Origin of the sequence: Verrucomicrobium sp. (genome assembly GCA_028283855.1) — a bacterium.
GTDB lineage: Bacteria > Verrucomicrobiota > Verrucomicrobiia > Methylacidiphilales > GAS474 > GAS474.
The window spans coordinates 27,029-43,247 of sequence record JAPWJX010000004.1 but is presented as its reverse complement, the minus strand read 5'-3'; the positions used below and the strand labels follow the sequence as shown (position 1 = coordinate 43,247).

Sequence of the window (16,219 nt, the reverse complement as noted above, 5' to 3'; positions counted from 1 at the left end):
GCTACCCATGGATCCGAATACCGATAAAGACCAGCCCACCCCCTCCGATCTCCAGGCCTCCCGCTGGCTACTGGAACAACTCCCCGAGCTGACCGCCAAAGGGGTCATTTCCCCTGCCGACGCGGAAAACCTGCGAACGCGCTACGCCACCCAGGCCGCGAAATCCGCCCATCCCTCCCTTGTCGCCTTCGTTTGCTCCCTTCTAGGCGGGCTGCTCGTCGGCTGCGGCATCATCCTGATCATCGCCCACAATTGGAATGAGCTGGGCCACCCGGTTCGCGTCGCCCTCTCCTTCCTCCCGCTTATCGTCGGCATCGGCCTTTCGGGATATGCCCTGCGATCCTCCTCCAAAGCCTGGCAGGAAGGGGCGGCCACCTTCCAGGTCTTGGCCGTCGGCGCCTCCATTTCCCTTGTCAGCCAGACCTATCACATCGCGGGCAGCACCGCCTCGTTCCTGCTGACATGGTTTTTCCTCGCGCTGCCGGTGGTCTACCTCCTCGACTCCGTGGGAGCGGCGATCCTCTGCCTCAATATCGCGGGCATGTACGCCAGCTTCGCCCCCAAGGAAACCCTGCTTAACTGGACCTTATTTCTGGCGGCAGCGGCCCAGCTTTACCCCCTTTGGAAACAAGGCCGCTCCACCTCCTTCCGCTGGCTCTTTTGGTTCAGCCTCTACGGCCTGCTCTTCCTCCTCTTCGCCGAGGCCACCCAGGCGGGCCATCGAATCGGCTACCTGGCGGTCGGCGGTTTTCTGGGGTCCTGCTATCTCCTTTCCCGCCACCCTTTTTTCGGGCAGCCCCCGTTTGGAAGCAAGCGGCTGGAGAGGCTCTCCACCTCGACCATCGAGGCGTGCGCGCTCCTTGGCACCTTTCAAACCACCTGGGAATTTCATTGGGCCAATGGAAACACCTCTTCCGTGCCGAGCCTTCTCATCTGCCTGGCCTTTCCGGCGCTTTTCCTGGCGCTCGCCGCATTCCTGTTGCGCTCCGGGCACCGCTTTAAAATCCTCTTCGCCGTCTTTCCCGTCTGCGTCGGGCTGGCCTGGCTCATCGCCGAGGGGGATTTCCCGGCCATATCGATGCTCTTCATGAACATCTATACCGTGGCCCTCTCCATTTCCATCATGATCGGCGGCTTCCGGGAAAATAGCCTGCGCACCGTCAACGAAGGCATGGGGCTGCTGGGCTTCCTGGCCGTCCTGCGCTTTGCAGACAGCTCCCTGGACTTCGTAATCCGGGGGGGCGCGTACATCCTGCTCGGCATGGGCTTTTTGAGCGTGAACATCTTCTTCTCCAGGATCCAACGGAAGAAAGCTTCATGAAGCCGCGCGTTTTGCTCTTTATCCTGCTCGCTTGCGCCCAGGCGGCCGTCCCCCTCTATTTAATACAGCGAGAGGAGTTGACCCTGCGGAATGGGCAAGCCTTCAGATTCAAAACCCGGGCCGTCGACCCGATGGACATGTTCCGCGGCGGATACGTCACCCTGCAATTTGAGGCGCAGCGCGTTCCGGACTCCGCCGCCCAGAACCTGAGCGACGATCTCAAAGAGCGCGCCCACGGGAAAGCCGTTCCCGTGTATGCCGTTTTCCATGAAAATGCCGACGGCTGGGCGGAAATCGACTCCTTGAGCGAAAAGCGGCCCATCTTAGCCCCGGACGAAAGCCTGCCCGTTACCTTGACCCAGGGCACCGATTGGGATCCCGCCACGCGGCACGCCCAACCCGCCTGGCGCATCCAACTTCCCTTCGACCGCTTTTACATGAAACAAAAGGAGGCCGCCGAAACTCAGGCCGCCCTGGAGCAAAGAGGTGGAAGCGCTTCGATCTTACGGGGGAAAGAAGCCTACGCCTGCGTAGCCATTCGAAACTATCACGCCACCATTAAGGACCTCTACATAGAGAACGTGCCCGTGCTGGAATACTTAAAATCCTCCACCGTTTCAGCACCCCCGCCCACCCCGAATCTGGCTCCCCCGCCCTCACCCCCTTCCATTCAAGCCATCCCGCAACCCGATTCTTCCGCTCCAACTTTTCCAGCGCTCGCGCCCTCCGTTTCCGTAAAAGCTCCCCCCCAGCCCCCCGCCCCTCCCGCGAACACGGAAGAAAACCGAAAAGCCGAACGGATCTTCCAGGATTTCGACACGTTCTACGCGGGGCTAAAAAGCTTTCAGGCCAAGGTGGCATGGCAGGAATCCACCCACTTTGCATCCTCTCCCGGACGGGAGGGCCAAGGGGTCTATACCCTCTCCGTTGCCCGTCCGAACTCCTTCGCCTTGATCGCCGATCCCGAACAGGGGGGCGCCACGATCTCCGACGGGCAAACCCTGGCGGTTTTGCTGCCCTACACCCGCTCCTATCGCACCGATGCTGCTCCCGCCGACCTGCCCTCCTTGGTCACCAAAGCACATCTGGCTCATATCAGCCGGGGAACGCATGTGTGCGTTTCCGCCTTGGTTTCGCCCCACCCCTCCCTCTTCCTTCAACTCCGGGGAGTCCCTGTTACCCTTTTGGGAGAAGAAACTCTGGATGGGCAGGCGGCCTTTCACCTCCAAGCGGCCAATCTCAACAGCACGACCGATTTTTGGATCGCCCAAGGCGCCTCCCCCTTTCTTCTCAAATGGAGCCGATCCCTTAACGCATCCAACTCCACTTCGATAAACTCCGCCCTCACCTTCTCCAACTGGAAGACGGATGACATTCCCCCGGAGACGTTCACGCCGCCTTCTTCGCCCCCCCCTATCGAAGCGCCTCCGCACCCCACCTCCGTCCCTCCCCTCGCCGGGGACCCTTCCTCCCAAAACTAAGAAAGAATCGGCTTTTTTTTCGCCGCGGGAATCCCGCGGCGGGAGTGGCCAAACGGCCGGAAGTCGCTTAAGCTTCCTGCATGCCCTCCGGCGAGCGCCCGTTTCCCGTCCCTCCCCTGGCGGACGTGACGCGGCGGCTGGCGGCGGTCGCCTCCGGCGCGGAACGCCCGCAGCTGATTATCCGCCGGGCGCGCGTCCTCTCCGCCTATTCGGAGCGGATCCTGGAAGACCGCGAAATCTGGATCGAGCAGGGCCGCATCGCCGCCGTCCATCCCTGCGGCACCCTGCCCCCCGGCGACGCCGCGCGGGAATACGACGCGCGGGGCGGCCTCCTGGCCCCCGGGCTGGTCGACGCCCACCTCCATATCGAGAGCAGCATGGTCACCGCCTGCGCCTACGCGGAAGCGGCCCTGCGCAACGGTACCACCACCATCTTTTGCGACAGCCACGAGATCGCCAACGTCCTGGGCGCGCGCGGCGTGGAGATGATGCTGGAGGACGCCCGGCAGGCTCCCCTCTCCATTTTTCTGACCGTGCCCAGCACCGTCCCCGCCACCCATCCCGGCCTGGAGACGGCGGGCGGCTCCCTCGACGCCTCGCGCATCGGCAAGCTTTTCGACCGCTGGCCGGAAGCCGTGGCCCTGGGGGAGAAGATGGACTTCGTCTCCGTGGCGCGCGGGGAGGAAGGGAGCCACGCCATCCTGCGGGAGGCCCTCCGGCGCGGACGCCCCGTCTCCGGCCACGTCTTCGGGCACGAGTTCGTCGCCGCCTACGCCGCCAGCGGCGTGACCGACACGCATGAGGCGGTCGACCCCGCCATCGCCGAGGCGCTGCTGGAGGCCGGCCTCTGGATCTTCCTGCGCAGCGGCCCGCCCGGCTCCCCCTGGAACAACCTGCCGGACGTGATCCGCGCAGTCACCCAGGGCGGCCTTAGCCCGAAGCGCTTCTGCCTCTGCACGGACGACCGCGACGCGGCCGACCTCCTCCAATTCGGCATGGATTGGGCTGTCCGCCAGGCGGCGCAGGCCGGGTTGAAACCCGCCGCCGCGTGGAGCCTGGGCTCCCTACACGCCGCCACGCGCTTCGGCATGGACGGGGAAATCGGCGCGCTGGGCCACGGCCGCCGGGCCGACATGGTCCTGCTCAACGACTCGCTGGAGGTGGAAAACACCTGGTACGGCGGACGGCTGGTGGTGGAGGGAAAGCGGATCACCCCGCTCCTGGACGAGGCCCTTTCCGAGCGCCGCCGCTACCGCTACCCGGCGCGCGCCTACCGCACGCTCCGCCTCAAAAAGAAGCTCCCGCCCCTGGTGCCGGAGCTGCCGCCCGCCGTGACCAAGGCCCGCGTCATCCGGCTCCTGCCCGGCCAGATCGTGACGGAGGAGGCGGTGCTGCCCCTGGAATCCCGCCCGCTCAAGGAATTCTGCGCCGCCCACCGGCTGGTCCACCTGGCGGTGCTGGAACGGCACGGCCAGGGCGGCCACGCCGCCCACGGCCTGCTGCAGGGCTTCGGCTTTTCCGTGCCGGAGGCGGCGGTGGCCAGCTCCGTGGGGCACGACGCGCACAACGTGGTGGTGGCGGGGACCGACGCCTTTGAAATGCGCGCCGCCCTCCAGGCGCTGCGGAAGACGCACGGCGGCGTCTGCGTGGTGCAGGCGGGCAAGGTCCTGGCCCATCTGCCCCTGCCCGTGGCCGGGCTCCTTTCCGACCAGCGGGTGGGAGAGGTGGCCGCCCAGGTGGCCACGCTGCGGGAGGCCTGGGAGGCCGTGGGCTGCCGGATGCCCTACATGGGATTCAATCTTTTGCCCCTTTCCGTCATTCCCGCCCTGCGCCTGACGGACAAGGGATTGGTCCGCGTCGCCACCATGGAATTGGCGCCGCTCTTCGAATGATCCGCGACATCCCCTACTTCCACCTCTTCTCCACCGTCTGGCGCTACGCGGGGGAGCGGCGGCGGACGGTCGTCCTCTTCGTCTCCCTCACCGCGGGGGCCAACGTGGCCTTCCTCCTCCAGCCCGTCGTCATCGGCGCGCTGGTCAACGTCCTTCAGCGCGGCGGGCCGGACCTGCTCCGGCAATCGGCCCTGTGGCTGGGCGCGAACATCGGGCTGCTCCTCCTCTTCTGGGCCTTCCACGGCCCGGCCCGCGTCCTGGAGCGGAACGTGGCCTTCCACGTGAAGCGGCGCTTCCTCCAGCGCCACTACGACCTGCTGACCCAGCTCCCCGTCCGCTGGCACCAGGAGCACCACTCCGGCAACACGATCCACCGGATCACGAAGGCTTCCCAGGGGCTCTACGAATTCGCCGACGCGCAGTTCCTCTACGTGGAGAACTTCATCCGCTTCTTCGGCGCGCTGGCGCTCCTGGCCTGGATCTCCCCGCTGGCGGCGGGGGCGGAGGCCCTTTTCGCCGCCCTCATCTTCGCGCTCTTGATCCGGCAGGAAAAAAAGCAGCAGCTCCTCCTAAAGGAGCAGAATGAGAAGGAGCACCTCTACTCGGCCTCCTTCTTCGACTATGTGGGAAACATGCCGGGGGTGCTGGCCTTCAACCTGGTGCGGCACACCGGCGCGGTGCTGGACAAGGCGCTCGACGCCGTGCAGCTCCTCCTGCGGCGCTACATCCTGACCGTGGAGGTGAAGTGGTTCAACTGGATGATGCTGGCGGCGCTGGCGGAGTTCGGCATTCTCCTGGGCTACATCGCCCTGCACCTGCGGCCCGGGCACGCGCTGCTCTTGGGCAGCCTGGTGGCCCTCTACCAATACCTCCACAGCGTCAACGGCGTCTTCGGCGCCCTGGCCATCGCCTACCAGGGGCTCACCCGCCAGGACGCCGACCTGCGCGCGGCGGAGCCGCTCCACGCCGAGTTCGAGCGTCTGGCCGACCGGCCGGAAGGCCGCTTCGCCCTGGAGGTGCGGGAGGGGGCGATCGAGTTCGACCGGGTCGGCTTTTCCTACCACGCGGCCAAACCCATCTTCCAGGATTTCACCTTCCGCGTGCCGGGGCGGCAGAAGGTCGGCCTCGTCGGCCATTCCGGCGCGGGGAAGACAACGCTGGTCCAGCTCCTCCTCCGCTTCCAGGACCCGGAAACGGGCGCAATCCGCGTCGACGGGCAGGAGATCGGCCGCGCGACCCAGGAGAGCCTCCGCCGCCGCATCGCCGTCATCCCGCAGGACGTCTCCCTCTTCGAGGCGAGCCTGCTGGAAAACATCCGCTACGGCCGGGTCGAGGCGACGGACGAGGAGGTCGCCGAGGCCGCGCGCCGCGCCCACGCCGACGAGTTCATCCGCCAGCTCCCGCAGGGCTACGCCACCCACGTGGGCGAACGGGGCGTCCGCCTCTCCGGCGGGCAGCGCCAGCGCATCGCCATCGCCCGGGCGATCCTCAAGGACGCCCCCATCCTCATCCTCGACGAGGCGACCAGCGCCCTCGACTCCGAGTCGGAACGCTACATCCAGGAGAGCCTGGCCCAATTGATGGAGGGCAAGACGGTGCTGGCCATCGCCCACCGGCTCTCGACGATCTCCCACCTGGACCGGCTCGTCGTCCTGGAAAAAGGGCGCATCGTGGAAGAAGGAGGCCACGCCGCCCTCCTTGCCCGCCAGGGGGCCTACGCCCGGCTCTGGGCGCTCCAATCAGGCGGCTTCCTGCCCGAATAACGATGCAGAAGCTCCAACGCCTCCTCGTCGTCGCCGAGCCCGGCCGGGACGGCGTCTTCGATTACACCGCCGCCTTCGTCGATCACCTGGCCCGGCGCCATCCGGAAGTGGCCGTCGACCTGGCCTATTCCAGCCGCCGGAGCAGCCCGGGCCTCCCCGGCCTGGTGGAGCGGGTCCGCGCCCGGGGCGGCCAGGCCGTCGATCTCCAAGTGGGAAACGCGCCGGAACCCCGCGACTTTCCGGCCGCCCTGCGGCTCCTGCGGCTGGCCCGGCACGCTCAAGCCGTCGCGGCGCAAAGCTCCAAGGCAGGCGCGCTCTGCCGCCTCCTGCGCCTCCTTTGCCCCGGCTTCCCCCCCGTCCTCTACCTTCCGCACGCCTATTACGGCCTGGGAGGGGACCTTTCCAGAAAGACCCGCTTCTACAACGCGGTCGAGGCCGCGCTGGGCCGCGTCGGCCGGACGGTGACGATTTCCCCGGACGAGCGCCGCTTTGCCCTGCAGACGCTGCGCCTGCCGCCGGAGCGGGTGGAGATGGTGCTGATGAACGTCGACACGGCCCGCTACCGGCCCGCGCCGCCGGGCGCGCGGGAGCGGGGACGGGAGCGGTTCGGCCTGCCCGCCGGGGCCCGCGTCCTGGTCACGGTGGGCCGCCATTCCGCGCAGAAGAACTACCCGCCGCTCTACCGCGCGCTGGGGCCGCTGCTGGCCGATCCGGCCCGCGACCTCTTCTTCGTCCACGCCGGGGCCGGCGGGGAGGAGCTGGGCCGCCTGCTGCCGGAGGCGGCGCGGCCGCGCTTCGTCGCCGCCGGACACGTCGACCAGGTGGAGGAGCTGCTCTGGGCGGCCGACGCCTTCATCCTGACGAGCCGGTACGAGGGGCTGGCGCTGAGCGTCCTTTCCGCGCTCTGCTGCGGCCTCAAGCTCTTCCTGACCCGCGCCCCGGGCAACCGCTGCCTGGCCGAGCTGGGCTTCGACGGCATCGGCTGGATCGAGCCCTCCTCCGACGAGACGGAGCTGGCCGCCCGGATCGGCGCCGTGCTCCGTCCGTGGCTGGAAAATCCCCAACCGGAAGGCGCCCCCGCCGGGCAGGTGGAGCGGGCGCGGATCCTCTTCGACGCGGAGGCGCGGCATGAGGAGGTCTTCCATCTCCTGGAGGGCCTGGCGCGATGAGCGAGAAGGCGCATCGCCGGGAGCTGTTCCAGAACCAGCTTTGGCAGGGCCTCAACTTCGCCGCCAAGGCGGGTTTCCTGGCCGTCCTGACGCCCTGGATGCTCCGCGTCTGGGGGGAGGAAGGCTTCGGCATGTTCGCCCTGGCCAGCTCTCTCTTGGTTTCCATGGCGGTCATCGACGGCGGCGTGCGGAGCCTGACCCGGATCAAGCTGGCGGAGGCGCTCGTCTCCGGGGTGGAGCGGGACTTCCACCGCCACCTGGGGCGGGGAATCGCCGCCTTCGGCCTGGTGGCGGGAACCGTGACGGCGGGAGCGGCGGCCCTGGCCGCCGGCGGCGTGTGGGAGCGTTTTCTCCATCTGCCGGCGGGGGGCAACCTGCTCATCGCGGTGACGGTCGTCCTCGTCAGCCTGCTCATGACCAGCTTCCTGGCGCTGGAACCCCTGGCCGCGCGGGGACGGCTCTCCCTGCTCAAGGCGGCCAATACCGCCGGGGCCGTCGCCGCCTTCCCCGCCGTGGCGCTCTGCCTTTGGCTCCGCGCGCCCGTGCTGGCGGCGGTCTGCGTCTACTTGGCCTGCCTCCTGACGCCGAATCTGTGGCTCATCGTCCGCCACCGCCTGCTGGGGCCCGGCGTCCGGCGGGAATGGCGGGAGCTTTCCTGGAAGGACGTCGCCGAGACGTTCCGCGCGGGCGGCTGGTTCTACAGCACCACGGTGGCCTGGATCGTGAAGTCCCACGCCCTCACCTTCGTCGTCTCCGCCGCCAGCGGCCCGGCGGCCGCGGGCGCCTTTTACGTCCTGCTCCGCATCACGGAGATCATCGGCACCTTCGGCTCGACCTCCAGCGACACCGCGCTGGCCTCCCTTTCCCACGCCCGGACGAAGGCGGAGCGGGCGGAACGTTTCCGCAGCACCTACCGCTACGCCGCCCTTTTCTGCCTTTACGGGGCGGCGGGCGTCGGCTTTTTGGGGCCGCTGGCGCTGCGGCTCTGGCTGCCGCAGCAGCCTTTCCCCCCCGGCATCGGCTGGGCGATGGCCGCCTACGGCCTGGCCACCGCCCTGGGACGCGTGGCGGTGAACGCGTGCATGGGGACGGGCCGCATCCGCGCGGCGGGCCTGGGCACGATCGCCGAGGCGCTGCTGGTGACGGCGGCGGGCTTCGCGGTGGTGCCCCGCTGGGGGCTGGAGGGGCTGCTCTGGGCCGCCGCGCTGGCGGGAGGATGCCTGTTGCCCGCCGCGCGCGGCCTAAGCCGGGATCTGGGCCAATCGTTCGCCGCCGCGTGGATCGCGCCCCTTAAACGGCTGCTGCCGCTCCTGGCCGCCGGGAGCGCGGCGCTGGCGCTGGCCGCCGCGCAGGGGGGCCTCCTGCCCGCCGGGGCGGCCTGCGCCGCCGTGGGGGCGTGCGCCGCCGTGGAACTGCGGCGGCTGCACCGGCAGGCTTAGGCCTGGGTTTTCGCGAGGGGGGAGAGGAAGCCCTTTTTCCCGAAAGGCAGGGGGCCGGTTTCCTCCGGCACGTGGTCGAGGACGATGCCGTAGAAGGAGAGCTTGGCCGAGGCGGCGCGGTCGGCCACCTCTACGATGTCCTTCGTCGTGGCCGCCTGATAGGCGGCGACGGCAACGAGCTGGGCCTGCTCCGGCACGGCCATGAAGAGGTGCCAATGGGCCAGGAGCGCGGGACCGTGGATGAGGATAAAGTCCCACTTGGAGGCCAGGCGGGAGATCTCCGGCGCCACGGGCCGGCGGGAGAAGAGGCTGTCGACGTCGCCGGAGAGCTTGCCGGAGTCGATGATGGCCAGCTCCTGGATGGCGGAATAGCTGATGTGGCGCTCCAGCTCGTCGTCGGCGAAGAGCCAGTCGGCCAGGCCGCTCTTGGCCGCGATGCCCAGGCGCTTGGCCAGGCCATGGCGGGCGACGTCGACGTCGATGACCAGGGTGCGCTTTTCCGACTTGGCCAGGAGGATGGCCAGCTGGGCGACGACTTCCAGGCTGTCCGCCTTTTCCCCGACGGCGGTGAAGGCGAAGACCTTCGACCCCTCCCCGGTGAAGGCCGCGCGCAGGATCTGGCCGCGCAGGAAGTTAAGCGGGGAGGGCGCGTCGGAAAAGACGGTGGGGCGCTCCTTCTCCACCGGCATGACGGCGATGCAGGGGTAGCCGGTGGCCCGCTCGATCTGGAAGGGGGTGCGGAGCCGGGAGTCGAGGACGTGGAAGAGGAAGGCCAGGACGCCGCCCCCGGAGAGGCCCAGAAGGGCGCCCAGGAAGAGGTCGAGGAAGAAGCTGGGGCGGACGGGCCGCCGCTCCGACGAGCCGCGCTCGACGACGGCGATGACGCTGGCTTCCCCGGACAGATCGCTGCCGGTGTCGGCCAGGAGGCGCTTGCGCAGGCCGAAATCGCTGAAGGCGCGGGTGAAGTCGCCGCGCTGGGCCTGGAGGAGATTGACGCCCTTTTCGCTCTCGGCGATGTCGTGGCGGACGGCCGATTCCTGGGTCTTGCTGATCTCGTAGGAGGAATTCATGGCCTCCGCCAGCTTTTGCGCGTGGCCGTGCAGGAGCATCTTGAGCCCTTCCACCTCGGCGCGCTTGCCCTCCAGCTTGGCGCCGCGGGTGCTGGTGGCGGCCAGGGACTTGTACTCGGACTCGACGAGGATGAGCTGCGTCTTGAGATTGTTGAGGGTCGGATCGGTGTTGAAGGCCTCGAAGTCGGAAAGGGGGAAGCCGTGCTTGGTGTATTCCCGCAATTCCTGCACCTGTTTCTCCAGCTTGATCCGCTGGCCGATGGCGGTGACCAGTTCCTGGACCAGCTGGTGGGAGGTGCCGTTGGCCACGACGAGCCGGGACTGCACCTCGCCGAGGCGCCCGGCCAGCTTGTTCATCTGCATCAGCTCCTCAAGGACGGCGTTGACCACCCGCACGGCGAATTCCGGGTCCCGGGACTGGACGGTGATGACGCCCAGGCGGCTGTTCCGCGTGGCGGTGACGCGGATGTTGCCCCGCTTCACGTCGAAGCCGGTGAGCCAGATGGGCGGCTCCTTGTCGACGAAGGAAAGGGCGGAGTCCTTCACGCCGACGCCCTTGGCCACGGCGCGCTTCAGGTCCCGGCCCGGGATGCTGAGGATGAGGCTTTGCACCATCTCATGGATGGTGTCCGGATCGGTCGCGTTCTCCGAGGCGGTCTGGAAGGGAAGCTGGTCAACGAGGAAGGTCCCCTTCGCCTCGTAGGTCCGGGGCGTCACCAGGTAAATGGCGAAGCCGCAGAGCAGCCCGAAGAGGAGGGCGGTGACCCAGATATGCATCTGTTCCCGCGCGACCTGCAGGCCGTGCTGAAAGGTGAAGAGCACGCGCTCCTCGGCGCTCTCGTTGAACAGCGGTTCTTCGGGCATAAGAAGGAGGGGGGGGATTAGAGGAAGTTCTTCGGCACGGTGATGACGTCCCCCGGCTGGAGGAGGAGGTTTTGCTCGAACCGGCGGCCCTTGAGCGCCTCGCGCAGGTCCAGCTCGTAGACGTCGACGACGCCGGCGTTCTCCCGCACCAGCTTCACCCGGCGGGTGTTGGCCAAGGGGGTAAATCCGTTGGCGGCAGCGATGGCGTCCAGAACGCGCATCGGTCCCTCGGTCATGTCGGTATGGATCTGGTGGTAGACCTCGCCCAGGACGGTGACGCGGGCGGGGCGGAATTCCTCCACCCACACGAGGCGGCCACCCTTGAATTCCTGGGCGACGAGGGCCCGCAGGGCCTCCACGGAGAGGCCCCGCACGGAGGGCCCGGCGCCGTCGGCGCGCAGGGGCAGGATGCCTTCCTGGTTGACCTGGCAGGTTTCCAGCACGCCGTTTGCCTTTCGCACGGTGACCTTGTCCAGGCTGGAAAGGACGTAGGGCTGCGTGGCGTGGCTCAGGTGCTCGATGCCGGCCGGAACGGCGTAGGCCGGATTGGGCGGCTGAAGGGAAGCCTCCGGCACCGGGGCCGACGCGCAGGCGGAGAGGAAAAAAGCCAGGCCGAAGGCCCGGGCGGAGGGGGGAATCAGGCGTTTCATCGATTTCTTAAAAGCGGTAGGCCATGCCTAGGGAGACGCGGGCGTCGTCGACGCGGCCTTGGTCCGCGTCCCCGCTCTGCTGGGAGAGGCGCAGGCAGGCCACTTTGACGTAGACGCGGGAATCGGCGTCCCGCCGACCGCCGAAACGGTAGGCCAGCTCCGTTTCCAAACGGCACTCGAGCTGCTCAAGGTGCTGCTGCTCATAGGAGTAGTCGATGAGCGAAATGTAAGGGGTCAGGTAGAAGTTGCCACCCAAAAACACCTGGGGGACGAACTGGGCGCCGGTGCTGGTGTAGTTATTGTTCGGGAGGACCTCGTTGAAGACGTAGGCGCGGGAGTATTTGAGACCCAGGCTGAGGCGGGGACTCCATTCGAAGGTGGTATGGCCGTCCATGCGCCAGGCGGGGAGGTTTTGGCGGCCGGGATTGCCGTCGCTCCACTCCATCGCATCCCAGCCGATCCGAAACTCCGTAAAGATGCGGGGGTCCGGCATGCCCCGCCAGCCGATGCCGGAGGTGCACTCGCCCACTTCCGAGCCAAGGGAGGGCTGGGTCTGCCGCAGCTCGTTCCAGACGATGAAGTCGACGTTCTCCAGCACCCGCACGCCGAAGTCCTGCTGCAGGACGTAGGTGTCCGTGTTCACGTAGCTGCCCTGCGGGTGAAGGAGGCGGCTCCAGAAGAAGTTCTGATTGTAGGTCAGGTTGGAATCGATCTTGTAGTTGGACTGCAGCCCGGGGGAAAGGATCTGGCGCTGGAGGCGGCCGATGCCCTGCACGTTGCGGTCCTGGAAGTCGGTGCTGGTGAACTGCTCGACGGTGACGTAGGGGCGCCAGATCGCCGCGTCCCGGCCGATGCGCCCGTCCAGGTGCAGGCGGTTGTTCACGGCGTTGAGCTCCTCGTGCTCGGCGAAGAGGTCGGTGGAGAAATAGTAGCGGCCGTGCAGGGCCAGGATGGAGTCGTACCCGTTGGTGTTATAGATCGAGTCGGGCGAGCCGATTTGGAAGTCGGTCCCCGCCGCCAAAGTGGTGTAGGTGTCGCTGACGTGGTTGGCGGAGGTCAAAAGGAGGTTGGAGTCCCAGCTCTGGGCGATGCCCGCGAAGGGGCTCCACGTCACGACGCCGGTCTTCGGATAGACCGGCTGGAGGGCCAGCGGCGCCTCATAGGCGGACACCTCCCGGTAGGAGGAAGGGTCGGGCCGCTCGTAAGGCTGCGGCATCGGCGCGGCGAAGAGGTTGTCGTAAAAGGGCCGCGTCAGCCGGTAAAGGGGGACGAAGCTGCCCTGCAGCGCCTCCTCGTCGGGCGTGGCCGGATCGGGCACGGCATGGGAGCTCAGGCCCCCCTGGGAGATCGAGGGGCTCTGCGGCCCGGGCGAGATCTGCTCCTGGCCCAGCGCGGGAAAAACGCCCAACGCCAGCAGCCCCAGGAGCAGGGCGGCACAGGTGCGCGGGCCGGGCGCGGACATGCAGGCGGAGGAAATCAGGCGGAAAGGCCGTCCTGGGGCGGAATGCTCTTTTTGGCCTGATTGATCGTGGTGCGCAGCTGGGGGATGCTCAGCGGCTTGCTAAGAATGCTCAGGACGTTGAGGCGGGCGGCGCGGTTTGCGTCAATGGCGGCCGTGTCCCCGGAAAAGAGGATGATGGGCAGGCCGAAGCCGTCCTGCCGGAGGGACTCGATGATGTCGAGGCCGGTGCGGCCTTCCATGAAATAGTCGATGAGGAGGACGTCGACCTTCTCCTGGCGGATCAAATCGGAGATGCCTGCGGCGTCCGACCGGTAAATGGATTCCCAACCACCCTGGGCGACTACCTGGGCGATGATCGTGCCCACGGCTTCCTGGTCGTCGACGATGAGGAGCTTCATGATCCCCGAACAATAGGGAGACCGCGTCCGTCTTCAATAGGCGTTTTCGGCGGTTGCCCTTCCGCCGCTTTGAAAGCAGGATGGGCGGCGACCTATGGGCCCCCTGCCGACGCTCCCCCGCACCCGCGGCGCCGCCCGGCGCGGGCCCGTGCTGCGGCTCTCCGCCGCCGTCCCCCTGGTCATCGCGCTGGCGGGCATCCTGGGCCCGCTGGCTTATTGGAGCGGCGCCTACCTTCCCGCCTTTTTCCAGCGGCATGAAACGGCCTGGCCCGATCCGGCCGCCCAGCTCACGGCGGTCACCCTGGCGGCCTCCCTCTTCCTCCTGCCCGCCGTCTGGATGTGGCGCGCCCGCGCCATCGACATCCTGGCCCTGACCCTGGCGCAGAACGCGCTCATCTTCTGCGGCTACTTCTACCTGGACACCACCGCCGCCCACATCAAGGAAGCCTCCTCCGGCATCCTGGCCATGTCTTCCCTGGCCATCACGGTCAACGCCGTCGGCTTCGCCACGCTCTTCCTTGGCCTCTTCCTCTCCTACCACACCTGCGCGGCTTTGGGCGGGCGGCTGCCTCCCCTGCCACGCCCGGCGGAGGTCCTGGACCGGCGGCTCGTTCTGCTCCTGCGAGCCATGAGCCTGGTCTGCCTCGTCTTCCTGGCCATGCCCATGGCGCTGACCCATACGGTTCCCCTGTTCCAGGGCTCGGAAGCGCGCCTGCTCATGGACACCTCCCCCACCGGGCGCGCCTTTTACAATCTGGGCACCACCTACCTGCCGTTCCTCTTCGGCGGCCTGGCCATCGTGGCCCTGCGGGGACGGCACAAGCTCCTCCGCTGGGAGCCGGTGCTCATGGCGCTGCTGGGCGCCGTCCAGCTGCTGACGACCAACCGCTATCCCCTTTCCCTGGCCTTGCTCGTCACCTGCAGCCTGATCTCCATGGAGTGGAAGTGGCCCCGCCTCCTTCTGGTGGGCACCGTCGCGGCTTATCTGACGGCCTACACGTTCCTAAGCGGCTTCACGGAACTGCTCCGCGCAAAACCGGAGGCCCTCACCAGCGGCAATCCGGTGGCGGCCAGCTTCCAGCAGGCCTTTCTGGGGGACAACGTCATCGACCTGCGCGATTTCTCCTGGGTTTTAAGCCGGTGGGATTTCAGCCCCCTGATGGGGAAGACCTACCTGGGCGGCGCGTTCTCCCTGGTCCCCTCCGGCCTTTTTCCGGAAAAGAAACAGTGGCATCTGGGCATGAACGCGCTGCGCATCGTGCACTGGTCGGAGGAGACCCACTTCGGCCTCCGCATCACCTTTTTCGGAGAATCCTTCCTCAACTTCGGCATGGCCGGGGTGATCGGCCTGGGACTGGGGCTGGGGGCCCTCTTCGGCCTGGCCCTGCGGCGGGTCCACCTGGCCGCCGCCGCGCCACAGTCCTGCCTGTACCGGAATTTGACCCTCCTTGTGGCCCTGCAGATCCTGGTGCCGCTCTCCAACACCAGCGACGCCTTCTATTTCTGGGGGCTGGCCTCCCTCCTCCTCGTCATCTGGGCCGCGGTGGTTTTGCCCGCCGCGGGGAAAGCCCGCGCCTCATGAGCTTCACCCTCGCCCTCAACGGCCGCTTCTCCGGCACGCCAAAGCCAACCGGCACGCAGGTCGTCGCCTACCACCTCTTCGACGCCATCCTGCGCGCGCCGCGCGGGGAGGAAGCGGTCGTCTTCGCCGATCCGCGCTTTCCCGGCGTCGCCGCCTGGGCAGAGCTGCCGCGCACCAGGCTGGTGCCCGTCCCCTTCCAGGACTGGTCCCGGGGCCGCGCGCAGCTCTGGGAGCAATTCGCCTTCCCTCTGGCCGCCCGGCGGCGCGGCGCGCGCGTTGCCCACCACCCCATCACCACCTGCCCCGCCTGGCACAACGGGCTGCGGACGGTGGTCACCCTCCACGACCTCAACTTCTACCTCCACCCGGAATGGTTCTCCCGCCGTTTTTCCCTGGTCCTGCGGCTCTGCGCGGTGCCGGGACTCCAGCGCGCCGACCGCGTGGTGGCCATTTCCGACTACGTGGCCGGACAGGCCCGGGAACACTTCCACCTCCGCCCGGAGCGGCTGACGCGCGTCTACAACGGGAACCGCCCCCTCCCCGGCGACGCCCCCTCCCTGCCCGGCACGCCGCCCTACATCCTCTGCGTCGGCTCCCTTCAGCCGCACAAAAACCTGCCGCGCCTGATCGAGGCCTACCGGCGGCTCCGGCCCGACTTCCCCGGACTGGAGCTGCACGTCGTGGGCCGTCCGCAGGCGCGCTTCGCCGCGCAGCCGGAGCTGGCCGCCCTCCTGGAAACACCGGGCCTCAAGGTCCTGGGCTACCTCTCCGAGGCCGAGCTGCAGCGCGCCTACCGGGACGCGCGGGTCTTTTGCTACCCCTCGCTGGAGGAGGGCTTCGGCCTGCCGCTTTTGGAGGCGGCCCTGGCCGGCACCCTCGTCGTCTCTTCCAACGCATCCTGCCTGCCGGAAATCGCCGGGCCCGCGGCGGAGCTGGTCGATCCTCTCGACCCCGGCGCGATCGCCGCCGGGCTGGCCAAGATGCTGCGGCTGCCGGAAGAGGAGCGCGCCAGGCGCCTGGAGACGGGCGCGGCCTGGGCCGGACGCTTCACCTGGGAGGCGGCCGCGGAGGCCTATTGGAAGATCTTCCGCGCCGCCGCTTATTAGCTCATTGCCGCCCCGCGCCGCC

General features: G+C 67.9%; 12 protein-coding genes. 8 read left to right on the top strand and 4 right to left on the bottom strand.

Annotation, left to right across the window (positions count from 1 at the left end):
* Positions 1-7: 7 nt before the first annotated feature.
* The 6 genes from PW734_08480 to PW734_08455 all read left to right on the top strand — a co-directional run bounded on the left by PW734_08480 (position 8) and on the right by PW734_08455 (position 9,065).
* Positions 8-1,321 carry a DUF2157 domain-containing protein gene (locus PW734_08480; protein ID MDE1171225.1) on the top strand — a complete coding sequence of 438 codons (1,314 nt, stop codon included), beginning with the start codon at positions 8-10 and terminating at the stop codon, positions 1,319-1,321.
* The gene (locus tag PW734_08475) at positions 1,318-2,802 is read left to right on the top strand and encodes a GDYXXLXY domain-containing protein (protein ID MDE1171224.1); all 1,485 of its coding nucleotides are present in this window, start codon (positions 1,318-1,320) and stop codon (positions 2,800-2,802) included. The genes PW734_08480 and PW734_08475 overlap by 4 nt, the downstream gene beginning before the upstream one ends.
* A gap of 80 nt (positions 2,803-2,882) precedes the next feature.
* On the top strand, positions 2,883-4,694 hold the full coding sequence (locus PW734_08470; GenBank protein ID MDE1171223.1) for an adenine deaminase C-terminal domain-containing protein: 1,812 nt from the start codon (positions 2,883-2,885) through the stop codon (positions 4,692-4,694).
* Positions 4,691-6,457, top strand: a complete 1,767-nt coding sequence (locus PW734_08465; GenBank protein MDE1171222.1) for an ABC transporter ATP-binding protein — start codon at positions 4,691-4,693, stop codon at positions 6,455-6,457. Before PW734_08470 ends, PW734_08465 begins: the two co-directional genes overlap by 4 nt.
* Before the next feature lie 2 nt (positions 6,458-6,459).
* Entirely contained in the window at positions 6,460-7,626 is a 1,167-nt protein-coding gene (locus tag PW734_08460; protein ID MDE1171221.1) for a glycosyltransferase, read from the top strand.
* The gene (locus PW734_08455; protein ID MDE1171220.1) at positions 7,623-9,065 is read left to right on the top strand and encodes a hypothetical protein; all 1,443 of its coding nucleotides are present in this window, start codon (positions 7,623-7,625) and stop codon (positions 9,063-9,065) included. Before PW734_08460 ends, PW734_08455 begins: the two co-directional genes overlap by 4 nt.
* On the opposite strand, the gene PW734_08450 is transcribed toward PW734_08455, so the two are convergent.
* The 4 genes from PW734_08450 to PW734_08435 are packed head-to-tail and all read right to left on the bottom strand — an operon-like array spanning position 9,062 to position 13,509.
* Positions 9,062-10,999, bottom strand: coding sequence for a hypothetical protein (locus tag PW734_08450; GenBank protein MDE1171219.1), 1,938 nt, complete (start codon positions 10,997-10,999; stop codon positions 9,062-9,064). The two genes, PW734_08455 and PW734_08450, sit on opposite strands and share 4 nt — an antisense overlap.
* 17 nt (positions 11,000-11,016) lie before the next feature.
* Positions 11,017-11,649, bottom strand: coding sequence for a hypothetical protein (locus tag PW734_08445; protein MDE1171218.1), 633 nt, complete (start codon positions 11,647-11,649; stop codon positions 11,017-11,019).
* A gap of 7 nt (positions 11,650-11,656) precedes the next feature.
* Positions 11,657-13,111, bottom strand: coding sequence for a hypothetical protein (locus PW734_08440; protein MDE1171217.1), 1,455 nt, complete (start codon positions 13,109-13,111; stop codon positions 11,657-11,659).
* Between the two features lie 14 nt (positions 13,112-13,125).
* Positions 13,126-13,509, bottom strand: a complete 384-nt coding sequence (locus PW734_08435) for a response regulator (protein MDE1171216.1) — start codon at positions 13,507-13,509, stop codon at positions 13,126-13,128.
* A 94-nt stretch (positions 13,510-13,603) separates the two neighbouring features.
* Between PW734_08435 and PW734_08430 the strand changes: the two genes are divergently transcribed.
* Complete coding sequence (locus PW734_08430; GenBank protein ID MDE1171215.1) at positions 13,604-15,091, top strand: hypothetical protein; 1,488 nt, start codon at positions 13,604-13,606, stop codon at positions 15,089-15,091.
* Positions 15,088-16,197, top strand: coding sequence for a glycosyltransferase family 1 protein (locus PW734_08425; GenBank protein MDE1171214.1), 1,110 nt, complete (start codon positions 15,088-15,090; stop codon positions 16,195-16,197). Before PW734_08430 ends, PW734_08425 begins: the two co-directional genes overlap by 4 nt.
* The last annotated feature ends 22 nt before the right edge of the window (positions 16,198-16,219 follow it).